Raw genomic sequence first — 10,782 nt, forward strand, 5'->3', positions numbered from 1 at the left:
CGTTAATGATGAAGCGACACATTACGCACCGCAGGAGCAAACCATGACCCAGCCATTTCAGAACCACAGCGCGCTCAGCAACCGCGACGTCCGCCAGCTCGACCGGGATTACGTGTTCCACTCGTGGTCGGCGCAGGGCAACCTCAACCCGCTGGTGATTGCCGGGGCGCAGGGCTGCGAGCTGTGGGATTACGACGGCAACCGCTATCTCGACTTCAGTAGCCAGCTGGTGAACGTGAACATCGGCTACCAGCATCCGAAAGTGCTGGCGGCGATGCGCGCGCAGCTGGAATCGCTGGTGACGATCGCGCCGGCTACCGCCAATCTGGCACGTGGCGAAGCGGCGAAGCGCATTATCGAACTGGCCCCGGAGGGATTCAGCAAAGTGTTCTTCACCAACGCCGGGGCCGACGCTAACGAGAACGCGATCCGCATGGCGCGTCTGTTTACCGGCCGCGATAAAGTGCTCTCCGCCTACCGTTCCTATCACGGCAACACCGGCAGCGCCATTGCCGCCACCGGCGACTGGCGGCGGGTGCCGAACGAGTACTCCCGCGGTCACGTTCACTTCTTTAACCCCTACCTTTATCGCAGCGAATTTAACGCCGTCACGGAAGAGGAAGAGTGCAGCCGCGCGCTGGCGCACCTGCGGCGGATTATCGAGTGCGAAGGACCGGGGGCCATTGCCGCTATTCTGCTGGAGTCGATCCCGGGCACGGCCGGCATTCTGGTGCCGCCCGCCGGCTACATGCAGGGCGTGCGCGCCCTGGCCGATGAGTTCGGTATCGTGCTGATCCTCGACGAGGTCATGGCCGGGTTTGGCCGCACCGGCAGCTGGTTTGCGTTCGAACAGGACGGTGTGGTGCCGGACTTAATCACCTTCGCCAAGGGCGTCAACTCGGGCTATGTCCCGGCCGGCGGCGTGGTGATTAGCGAGCCCATCGCCCGCTATTTTGACGACCATTTCTTCGCCGGCGGCCTGACCTATTCCGGCCATCCGCTGGCGATGGCCTCCATTGTCGCCACCCTCGATGCGATGAAAGAGGAGGGCGTCGTGGAGAACGCCGCACGCATCGGCAGCGGTACGCTGCGCCCGGGGCTCGACGCGCTGGCGGCGCGACATCAACTCATTGGCAACGTGCGCGGGCGCGGGCTGTTTCAGGCTCTGGAGCTGGTCAGCGACCGGCGGACGAAAACCCCGCTTGCCGCTGCCGATATGGCGGCTATCAAAAATGCACTAACGGAAGCAGGACTGCTGAGCTTCGTGGTGGAAAACCGCATTCACATCGTGCCGCCGTGCACTATCAGCGCCGGGCAGGTGCAGCAGGGGCTGGGGATTCTGGATCGGGTGCTGGGAGGGTTTGGCGCACTGGCGAAGGCGGAGTAACGGAATAGGGTGCCCGGTGAGCGCCGGGCGCTACTGCTTCAGGCGGGTGTCTACCTTTTCCAGAAGGCTTCGCCAGGTTTCGCCCCAGGGCTCGGGCTGAAATCGCCCATCGGCCATGTGGTTCATCAGCGTATTGAGCGCGTCTTCATCCGTAATATTTAATAAAGCAGTAATTTCAGCGGCTGTTTCAGCCCGCATCAGAACGCTATAGTCGAGATAGCTGTCGATAATCTCTTCCAGCGTAGAGCCAAAATCATCATGCTCGCGATTAAAGTAAATGGTGAGCATGCTCCGAACGGCCGGATAGCGGCGGGCGGTATGCTTATCGAAAATGTGTATATTGTCTAAGGGCATTAAGTAACCTGATACATCAATCAAGGGCTAATCCGGCCAGTTAATTATTTCATCTAACCCGGAAAACCGTGCAGGAAAGTCATGTTCATCCATTCCAGGGCTGTCGCTGACAACGGCGCTTCCAGTAGGGTTTTGGTCGTAAAGTTAGCGTCAACAGTATGCGACTGCCAGCCGCCTGGCTCAGTTACTCGCCTGAAAATTGATATGTGGCAAAAACGTCTTTCCATTCGCCTCATAAACAACTGAGTTACTGAAGGAGAAAACCCGACCGCTGTATTGGATATGGAAGGTGTTGCCCTGCACACTCACGCGTGCGGCGCTGCCGGCCGCCTCCATGAAATAGACCTGTTTCGCAAGACTCGCAGGAATATTGCCTTCACGTTTTCCGGAGAGGTAATACCGATAAACATTCGCTACGGTTGCGCCCCCGCCCGAATATTCCGTGACGTAGAGCCAGGTGCTGTCGCTAATTTGCTGCGAGCTTACCAGCTTGTCGTCTGCTCTGCTATCGCCGCCGGTGTTGAGTATTGCGAAACCAATGACGATGACCAGTAATATTGTTGTTAGCATGCAATGTAGCCATCTAATAACCATTTTCAATGGCATATTTTACTCCTTCAATTATCCAATATTGATCCTGCGGATCATCGCCGTAGGGGGCTTCTTTATACCATTTTCCCCATTCCGATTTTGAAGTTCCTGCACGTGATTGTGCCCATCCTGCCCCCATTAATAGGATTTTCAGTGGGATGCCTGCTGCATATCCTGAAGCTCCAAAGTTAAAGTTACCAAATTCTGCCCAGTAAGGATCAAATTGCTTGTAGTCCCATGGGCCTTTGTTACGAACTTTTTGGTAGAACCAGTAATAGATAAAAGGAGCGGCCATATTACGTGATGTACCGTGATTTCGAGCATCTTTCATGTTGTTGCGTACGATACCAATTCCCGGACCTGCAACAGGTATTGAAGACATAATTCATCCTTGAGAATCAAAAAATGAAATTATATGTGAAGAGGAAATAGACTTATACCAGGCCAAATTCTTAAAAGTACTGTTCAAACCTTGAACGCATAGTTGCTTGTTAATGGTGATATTGATATACATTTGATTCGTTTTCATTGTTAAGCTAATAGAGCATTCCTACCTCAACCCTACGTTAAAGTGACTTATATCCACTGAGTCTATTTCAATTTATTAACGGTTAATTTAACGAGTAATATTAAAGGTATTTCCTTTACAAGCCGAAAGATTAGTCTTCCAGTTTCCGATCCATTCTACCGCCCCCGCACCCAAAATCGCAGCGTCACCTTTACCGAAGGGCTAAAGCCCCCGGGCCGCGGTCCGACGCTGCGCGAGGCCTGGATCGCCAGCAGGGCGGCGCGGTCGAGGCTGCGGCTGCCGGAGGACTGCACCAGCTGCGGCTCGCGCAGGCTGCCGTCCACCTCTACCGTAAACCGCACCGTCACCTCGCCGCTGACGGGGCTGGCCTGCGGCGGATAGCGCTTGTGGGTTTCAATTTCGCTGCGCAGGCGCGCCGCGTAGCGGGCCCGCTCGTCGTCGCCGCTGCCGATCATCTTCTGGCGCGTGGTGCTGGTCGCGTTGCCCTGCTCGCTGCTGGCGCGGTCCTTGCCCTGCTGCGGGACGTCTGCCCGTTCGGATGCGGAAGATGCCGGACGTTCGCCCGGCCTTTCGGCGGGTGGCCTGCGCCGCTTCAGCGGTTTGCGAACGACTTTCTCGCTCGCCGTCCGCAGGGTGCCGCTTTCTGCCGTCGGTAGCTTAAGCGGTGCGTTCTCCTCCGCGGTCGCTGCTGCGGGGGGCGCCTGCGGCACGCTGGCTTGCGGGCTGGTTTCGGGTGATGCGGCGGCAATCAGTAATACTGTCAGCGCGTCGGCCTCGCCGGCCAGCGTGATGCCGTTAGCCGGCGGCCCTTCTCTGGCAAATAGCAGCGCCAGCAGGGCCGCGGCGTGCAGAGCAATTGAGAGCAGCAGGCCGCATGGGTAGTCCGGTTTCAAAAACGGAACTCCATCCCGGCGCGTAGCGTGCGTCCCGGCATCGGCATGCTGATAACCGTGCCCGGGTCAAAGGTGTAGCGGTTGGTCAGGTTATCCACGTTGAAGGTCAGATCCAGCTGCGGGTTGACGCGGTAGCGAGCAAACAGATCCACCAGCTTCTCTGACGGGATCCCGACCACCGCTCTGGCGCCGGTGCCCTGCAGCCATCCTTCCGGATTTTGCTTGCCGGAGTGGTAGCGCAGGCGGCTGCCGAGAGTCAGATCGCCGTCCAGCAGCCGCGTGCCGACGGTGAGGTTATAGGCCCGGCGGGGCGGCACGCGCGCGGAGACCATGCTCAGGGCGTAGCCTACCGATGTGCAGCTTGGCCCGACCATCACCTCGTCGAAATAGCGCTCCACCGCCGCGTCGCGGGAGCAAATCTCCGGCTTGCGGTAGAAAGTGGCGGAGGCATCGGCGAAAAAACGCGGGTTGTCGTAGCTGGCCGCCAGCTCCACGCCCTTCATGGTGACGCTGTCAAAGTTCAGGAACGAGTAGCTGGAGCGCCAGTCTTCCCCGCGCTGGTATTTCAGCATATTGGCGGAGATAAAATCCTTCACGTGATTGTTGAAATAATCCACCTTGACGCTAATTTTTTCATCTTTTGTGAAAACGTCGCTGAACTGGCCGCTTACTCCAACTTCCCGGTTCCATGCGTTCTCCGGCTTCAGCGGACGGTTGGGATCGTAATTGTAGGTCTGCGCGGAACGCGTGGATTCAAACAGGCTCGGGCTGCGCCAGGTGCTGGAGGCTTTGGCGTACAGGTCGATATTGTGCGTGACGTGCAGGGTTACCTGGCTGAACAAATCGGTTTTGGCCCGGTTGTCGGTGTGGGTCTGGTAGCGGTAGTCCGTTACGCCGGCCCGGTGGATTTTGCTGCCGAGTGCTACTGTAACCGGCGCATAGTCCAGGGTGGCGTTCAGCCACGCGCTGCGCTCGTGGCGGCGGCCGTCCCGCGCCACCCGATCCTTTTTCGCCCGGGGCTTCATCCGCTGCTCGTCGTAGGCCGCGCCGTACTCCAGGCTGAGCGGGATAGCCCGCAGGCTGCTGCGGTTGCTGAGGTTGATGCCCTGGCGGTCGTCGGTATAGCGCAGCTTGTACTGATCCCCCGCGCGTCCCGCTCCCCAGGCGCCGTTGTGCTGGTCGAGGCGCGCCGCGGTTTTCCACAGGCCGAGGTTAAAATCAACCAGCGCGGAATCCTGCGGCTGGTAGGCGTAATCCACGCTGGCGGCATTCACCGCCGCCGATCCCAGCGACCACTGCGGCATGGCGTCTTTCCCCGGCGGGGAGGTCCAGCTGGTGGTATCGTCGCCGTCGTTAGACTGCTTGTACCAGTAGGCGGCCATCACTTCGCCCGCTTTCTGCACGTGGCGGCGGTAGTTAAACGACAGGCGCTGGTTATCGTTCAGATTTAACCCGAGTTTGGCGATCCCGGAATCGCTCTGGTAGCTGGTGTTAACCACTTCCTGACCCGGATCGACTACCCGATCGTCGCCAAAACGGCGGCTGCCGCGCTTGCCGGCAAAATAGTTGCCGACGCTGCGCCGGGAATAGGCCAGCACCAGATCGATGGCGTCACTTTGCCAGGCCAGCGCCGCGGTGCCCGCGCCGTTATTAAAGCGCCCGCTGTGAATACGGTCGGATAATAAATAACGCTGCTGGCCTGTTTCATCGCCGGGAATATCCGGCTTGCGGTTATTATTGTAGGTGCTGCCTTTAAATAATAATCCAAAGTTTTCGCCGGGCAATAATATATCATCAACGCCTAAGGTTTTCATTTGCACCAGGCCGCCCACCGCGCCGGTGGAATATTTCCCCGGCGTCGCACCGCGGTCAACCTGCACCTGGCTAATGAGATCCATATCGATGTAGGTGCGATCGCTCTCGCCCTGATAGCCGCGGAAGGTGTGGGTTGACTGCAGGCTGCCGTCAATAATGACCGGCACGCGCCCCTCGCCCTGAAACCCGCGCACCCCAACGTCGATGGCACCCGCCTCGTTGCGCAGGCTATTGACCTGTAAACCGCGAATGCCCGACAGCGCGTCGCCGTTGCCCGTACCGCGAAAGCGGTCTATTTGTTCCCGGCCAATAAATTCGCTATCGGATGATTCACGCCGCCCGGTAATATCAATGTCACCCAGCGTCATCTCCCCGCGGTTATCTTCGGCACTAACGGTTGAGGTATTAAAGAAAATAGCTAAAAAGCCGCACAAAATAAGCGGATTGTTTATTTTAAGGTTATTACACATATTAGAAGAAAAAAATCGCATCCCTGGAAATAAGAGGCGCCAGTAAATCACGGTGGGTTATTAATAGTCAAGTGAAATGATAATCATTATCATTAATAAGGGCGCATGTCAGGGGATCGCGCTGGCGCGGTTTGACTCCGTGCGAACAATTGCTGGCTACTGATGATGATCTCTGCTGGTATTAACACGTAACTTCGCTACTTCGAAAGTCCGGATAATAAACAGGAATATCCATGACAGAAATTAACGAATACGGCCAGACTGTAGGCAGAAAGGTTCCCGACTGGCGCGGCGCCGGGGTGCTTGAGCGCCATCCGCTGGACGGCAGGCTCGCGCAGCTGGCGCCGCTCAATGCCGCCGCGCACGCCGCCGACCTGTACGCCGCCTTCGCGCTGGCGCAGGACAACCGCGACTGGACCTGGCTTAACAGCAATCGCCCGGACTCTGTTGAAGCCTGCGCCGCCTGGCTGGAGGAGAAAGTCAGCGATCCGGCGCTGGTGCCGTTTGCGGTCATTGAGTCGCAAAGCGGCAGGGCGGTGGGCGTGGTGTGTTTTATGTCCATCGACCGCGCCCACGGTACGGTGGAGATTGGTCACGTCACCTGGTCGCGGGCCATGAAGCAGAGCGCTATCGGCACCGAAGCAGTGTGGCTTCTGCTGCGGGAGGCATTTGCCTGCGGCTATCGCCGGGTGGAGTGGAAGACCGACTCGCTGAATACCGCCTCGCGCCGGGCGGCGGAGCGTCTGGGATTTACTTTCGAAGGGCGCTTTCGCAATAAGATGGTGCGCAAGGGGCGCAGCCGCGACAGCGACTGGCTGTCGATTATTGAAGAAGAATGGCCGCAGGTGGATGCGGCCCTTCAACGCTGGCTGGCCCCGGACAATTTCGATGCCGAAGGCCAGCAGCTTACCCGCCTCAGAAGCTCCTGAGCGGATCCTTACGCACCGGCGCGTCGCCCGCCACGTAGTAGTCGGCGGTGCTGCGCGGCAGCGGCTGGCGGCCGCGGATCGCGTCCGCCATCTTCTCGCCGATCATGATGGTGGTGGCGTTGAGGTTGCCGGTGATGATCAGCGGCATAATTGACGCATCCACCACCCGCAGTCCCTGCAGGCCGTGCACCCGGCCTTCGCCGTCAACCACCGCCATCTCGTCATAGCCCATTTTGCAGGTGCCGCACGGGTGGAAGGCGGTTTCTGCATGGTTGCGTACGAATTCGTCGAGCTGCTCGTCGCTCTGGCAATCCGCGCCGGGGCTAATCTCGCGCCCGCGGTACTTGTCCAGCGCCGGCTGGTGCATGATTTCGCGGGTAATGCGGATCGCGTCGCGAAACTCCTGCCAGTCCTGGTCGGTAGACATGTAGTTGAACAGGATCGCCGGATGGGCGTGCGGATCCCGCGACTTGATGCGCACGTGGCCGCGGCTCGGGGAGCGCATGGAGCCGACGTGGCACTGGAAGCCGTGCTCTTTCACCGCGTTGGAGCCGTTGTAGTTAATGGCCACCGGCAGGAAGTGGTACTGAATGTTCGGCCAGTCGAACTCTTTCCGGCTGCGGATAAATCCGCCCGCTTCAAACTGGTTGCTGGCGCCGACGCCGGTACCGCTGAACAGCCACTCGGCGCCGATTTTCGGCTGGTTCCACCACTGCAGGGCAGGGTACAGCGACACCGGCTCTTTACATTCGTACTGCAGGTACATCTCGAGGTGATCCTGCAGATTCTCGCCGACGCCCGGCAGCGGGTGCACCAGCGGAATATCGAACTGGCGCAGCAGGGCCGGATCGCCGACGCCGGAGCGCTGCAGGATCTGCGGCGAGGCGATGGCGCCGGCGCACAGCAGCACTTCTTTGCGGGCGGTGGCTTTCGACGGGATGGTGCTGCTGCCCTCCAGCCACTCGACGCCAACGGCGCGCTTGTCGTCAAAAATAATGTGGTCGGTGACCGCGTGGGTTTTAATGGTCAGGTTCGGACGCTGCTTTGCCTGATCCAGATAGCCGCGGGCGGTACTGGCGCGGCGCCCCTGCGGGGTGACCGTTCTGTCCATCGGCCCGAAGCCTTCCTGCTGGTAGCCGTTCAGATCGTCGGTGCGCGGATAGCCCGCCTCAACGCCGGCTTCTACCATAGCGTGGAACAGCGGGTTGTTGCCGTTTTTCGGCGTTGCCACGCTGACCGGGCCGTCGCCGCCGTGCCAGTCGTTGGGCCCGATATCGCGGGTTTCAGCTTTGCGGTAGTAGGGCAGGCAGTCGAGGTAGCTCCAGTGCTCCAGGCCTTTCGCCTGCGCCCAGTTGTCGAGATCCATCGCGTTGCCGCGGATGTAGCACATGCCGTTGATCAGCGACGAGCCGCCGAGGCCCTTGCCGCGTCCGCACTCCATGCGGCGATTGTTCATGTGCGGTTCCGGCTCGGTTTCATAGGCCCAGTTATAGCGCTTGCCCTGCAGCGGATAAGCCAGCGCCGCCGGCATCTGAGTGCGGAAATCAAAGCGGTAATCCGGTCCGCCGGCTTCCAGCAGCAGCACGGTGGTGTCGGCATCTTCCGTCAGTCGGGTAGCCAGGACGTTGCCGGCGGAGCCGGCACCGATAATGATGTAATCAAATTCCATTCATCCCCCTCAGTTAAAACACGGACTGAAATTTAGCCATCTCAACCTGGATGGACTTCACCTGGGTGTAGCTTTGCAGCGTCATCACGCCGTTCTCGCGCCCGACGCCGGAGTGCTTGTAGCCGCCAACCGGCATTTCCGCCGGGGACTCGCCCCAGGTATTGATCCAGCAGATCCCCGCTTCCAGCTGGTGGATAACGCGGTGGGCGCGGTTGAGATCCTGCGTTACCAGGCCCGCGGCGAGGCCGAAGTCGGTATCGTTGGCGCGGCGCACGGCTTCCTCTTCATCGCCGTAGCTGAGAATGCTCATCACCGGGCCAAAGATCTCTTCCCGCACGATGGTCATGTCGTCGCGGCAGTCGGTAAATACCGTCGGTGCCACCCAGGCGCCGTTGTCGAAACCGTCGCCCTTAAGCACGTCGCCGCCGCACAGCAGGGTTGCCCCTTCGCGCTTGCCGGCTTCAATAAAGCGCAGCACGTTTTCCCGGTGCGGGAAGCTCACCAGCGGGCCGAAGTTAGTGCTGTCGTTGAAGACGTCTCCGGCGCGGATGCGGGCCACGCGCTCGACGATTTTCTGTTCAAATTCACCTTTCAGCGCCTGGGGCACAAACACCCGGGTGCCGTTGGTACATACCTGGCCGGAGCTGAAGAAGTTAGCCATCATCGCAATGTCGGCGGCGGTATCGAGGTCGGCATCGTCAAAAATAATCAGCGGCGACTTGCCGCCCAGCTCCATCGTGACCTCTTTCAGGGTCGAGCCCGCGGCGGCGGCCATCACTTTTTTGCCGCTCACTACGCCGCCGGTGAAAGAGACTTTGTCGATACCCGGATGTTCGGTCAGCAGCTGGCCGGTTTCGGCACCGGCGCCCGGCAGAACGTTAAACACTCCGTCCGGCAGGCCGGCCTCGGTATAAATTTCCGCTAGCTTCAGGGCGGTGAGGGGCGTAACCTCGCTGGGCTTGAAGATCATCGCGTTGCCTGCGGCCAGCGCCGGGGCGGATTTCCACAGCGCAATCTGGATCGGATAGTTCCACGCGCCGATACCGGCCACCACGCCCAGCGGTTCGCGGCGGGTATAGACAAATGACGTTTCGCGCAGCGGGATCTGGCTGCCTTCCAGCGCCGGGATCAGCCCCGCGTAATACTCCAGCACGTCGGCACCGGTCACGATGTCCACGCTTGACGTTTCACTGAACGGTTTGCCGGTATCCAGCGTCTCCAGCCGGGCCAGCTCGTCGTTGCGCTCGCGCAGCAGATCGACGGCGCGGCGCAGGATGCGCGAGCGGGCGACCGCGGTCATCGCAGCCCAGACTTTCTGTCCTTCCCGGGCGCTGGCAACGGCGCGTTCGACATCGTCTTTGCCCGCGGCCTGCAGGGTAGCCAGCACTTCGCCGGTGGCCGGGTTAATGGTGTCAAAGGTCTTGCCGCTGGTCGCCGGAACGTAGGCGCCGTGAATGTAGAGCTGTTGGTCGGCGATTCGGGTCATGCTGTTCTCCGTTATTGTAAATTTTCAGGCAAATGCTGGCCGATGTAGCGGTTGGCGAGCGCTTCTGCGCGATGCGGGTCGAAGGGCTCGCCGCTCAGCGCGCCGCGCAGCCAGAGGCCGTCAATCAGCGCCACCAGGCCGTAGGCCGCGTCCCGGGCGGCGTCGCGTCCGAGCACCCGGCGAAACTCCACCGTGATGGTCGACTGCAGGCGGCGGTTGCTGAGCTGCTGCAGCCGGTACAGCGCTGGCTGGTGCATGCTGCTGGCCCAGAAGTCGAGCCACGCTTTCATGGCCGCCGAATGGATCTGGGTTTCGTCAAAGTTGCCCGCCACGATGGCTTCCAGCCGGATTTTGGCGCTGGCCCCTTCCAGGGCGCGCAGCCGGGTGAGGATTGCCTGGCGCAGCTGGCTGGTGATGTCGCGCATCGTGGCTTCCAGCAGGCCGTTCTTGTCGCGGAAGTAGTGCCCGATGATGCCGGTGGACACGCCCGCACGGCGGGCAATTTGCGCAATGGTGGTGTCGTGCAGTCCGACTTCATTGATGGCGTCCAGCGTCGCGTCAATAAGCTGGCGCTGGCGGATCGGCTGCATTCCCAGTTTGGGCATTTCACTGCTCCATCCATAAGTATGAGTTATCTATTTAAGCGGTTTTTAATTGGA

The 10,782-nt window shown here is 59.9% G+C and carries 10 protein-coding genes; 2 read left to right on the forward strand and 8 right to left on the reverse strand.

What is annotated here, in order from left to right; all coding sequences use genetic code 11:
* Positions 1 to 43: 43 nt before the first annotated feature.
* Positions 44 to 1,387, forward strand: coding sequence for an aspartate aminotransferase family protein (locus QZ766_RS01250; RefSeq protein ID WP_297196450.1), 1,344 nt, complete (start codon positions 44 to 46; stop codon positions 1,385 to 1,387).
* A gap of 30 nt (positions 1,388 to 1,417) precedes the next feature.
* Here the strand turns inward: QZ766_RS01250 and QZ766_RS01255 are convergent, their stop codons facing one another.
* From QZ766_RS01255 to QZ766_RS01275, 5 genes are all read right to left on the reverse strand, one after another.
* The gene (locus QZ766_RS01255) at positions 1,418 to 1,741 is read right to left on the reverse strand and encodes a contact-dependent growth inhibition system immunity protein (RefSeq protein ID WP_297196400.1); all 324 of its coding nucleotides are present in this window, start codon (positions 1,739 to 1,741) and stop codon (positions 1,418 to 1,420) included.
* Between the two features lie 180 nt (positions 1,742 to 1,921).
* On the reverse strand, positions 1,922 to 2,347 hold the full coding sequence (locus QZ766_RS01260; protein ID WP_297196402.1) for a hypothetical protein: 426 nt from the start codon (positions 2,345 to 2,347) through the stop codon (positions 1,922 to 1,924).
* The gene (locus QZ766_RS01265; RefSeq protein ID WP_297196404.1) at positions 2,325 to 2,714 is read right to left on the reverse strand and encodes a polymorphic toxin type 44 domain-containing protein; all 390 of its coding nucleotides are present in this window, start codon (positions 2,712 to 2,714) and stop codon (positions 2,325 to 2,327) included. The genes QZ766_RS01260 and QZ766_RS01265 overlap by 23 nt, the downstream gene beginning before the upstream one ends.
* 302 nt (positions 2,715 to 3,016) lie before the next feature.
* Complete coding sequence (locus tag QZ766_RS01270) at positions 3,017 to 3,754, reverse strand: TonB family protein (protein ID WP_297196406.1); 738 nt, start codon at positions 3,752 to 3,754, stop codon at positions 3,017 to 3,019.
* The gene (locus tag QZ766_RS01275; RefSeq protein ID WP_297196408.1) at positions 3,751 to 5,937 is read right to left on the reverse strand and encodes a TonB-dependent receptor; all 2,187 of its coding nucleotides are present in this window, start codon (positions 5,935 to 5,937) and stop codon (positions 3,751 to 3,753) included. The genes QZ766_RS01270 and QZ766_RS01275 overlap by 4 nt, the downstream gene beginning before the upstream one ends.
* A gap of 335 nt (positions 5,938 to 6,272) precedes the next feature.
* On the opposite strand from QZ766_RS01275, the gene QZ766_RS01280 reads away from it, so the two are divergent.
* Positions 6,273 to 6,968: a GNAT family protein gene (locus tag QZ766_RS01280; protein WP_297196410.1), complete on the forward strand. Its 696-nt coding sequence runs from the start codon at positions 6,273 to 6,275 to the stop codon at positions 6,966 to 6,968.
* Here QZ766_RS01280 and betA read toward each other — a convergent pair.
* Genes betA through betI form a run of 3 tightly spaced genes read right to left on the reverse strand, consistent with a single transcriptional unit; the run spans position 6,955 to position 10,728 of the window.
* The gene (gene betA, locus QZ766_RS01285) at positions 6,955 to 8,637 is read right to left on the reverse strand and encodes a choline dehydrogenase (RefSeq protein WP_297196412.1); all 1,683 of its coding nucleotides are present in this window, start codon (positions 8,635 to 8,637) and stop codon (positions 6,955 to 6,957) included. The genes QZ766_RS01280 and betA overlap by 14 nt on opposite strands.
* Positions 8,638 to 8,650: 13 nt before the next feature.
* Complete coding sequence (betB, locus tag QZ766_RS01290) at positions 8,651 to 10,123, reverse strand: betaine-aldehyde dehydrogenase (protein WP_297196414.1); 1,473 nt, start codon at positions 10,121 to 10,123, stop codon at positions 8,651 to 8,653.
* 11 nt (positions 10,124 to 10,134) lie between these two features.
* A complete protein-coding gene (betI, locus tag QZ766_RS01295; protein ID WP_297196416.1) occupies positions 10,135 to 10,728 on the reverse strand; it encodes a transcriptional regulator BetI in 594 nt (197 codons plus the stop codon).
* Positions 10,729 to 10,782 lie beyond the last annotated feature (54 nt).

It is taken from the genome of uncultured Pluralibacter sp., assembly GCF_913775985.1.
GTDB lineage: Bacteria > Pseudomonadota > Gammaproteobacteria > Enterobacterales > Enterobacteriaceae > Pluralibacter.

Bases quoted from the DNA above. Each gene is read 5' to 3' on its own strand.
- QZ766_RS01260 (WP_297196402.1), bottom strand. From the start codon at position 2,347: ATGCCATTGAAAATGGTTATTAGATGGCTACATTGCATGCTAACAACA.
- QZ766_RS01275 (WP_297196408.1), bottom strand. From the start codon at position 5,937: ATGACGCTGGGTGACATTGATATTACCGGGCGGCGTGAATCATCCGAT.
- QZ766_RS01265 (WP_297196404.1), bottom strand. From the start codon at position 2,714: ATGTCTTCAATACCTGTTGCAGGTCCGGGAATTGGTATCGTACGCAAC.
- QZ766_RS01250 (WP_297196450.1), top strand. From the start codon at position 44: ATGACCCAGCCATTTCAGAACCACAGCGCGCTCAGCAACCGCGACGTC.
- QZ766_RS01255 (WP_297196400.1), bottom strand. From the start codon at position 1,741: ATGCCCTTAGACAATATACACATTTTCGATAAGCATACCGCCCGCCGC.
- QZ766_RS01280 (WP_297196410.1), top strand. From the start codon at position 6,273: ATGACAGAAATTAACGAATACGGCCAGACTGTAGGCAGAAAGGTTCCC.
- betA (WP_297196412.1), bottom strand. From the start codon at position 8,637: ATGGAATTTGATTACATCATTATCGGTGCCGGCTCCGCCGGCAACGTC.
- betB (WP_297196414.1), bottom strand. From the start codon at position 10,123: ATGACCCGAATCGCCGACCAACAGCTCTACATTCACGGCGCCTACGTT.
- betI (WP_297196416.1), bottom strand. From the start codon at position 10,728: ATGCCCAAACTGGGAATGCAGCCGATCCGCCAGCGCCAGCTTATTGAC.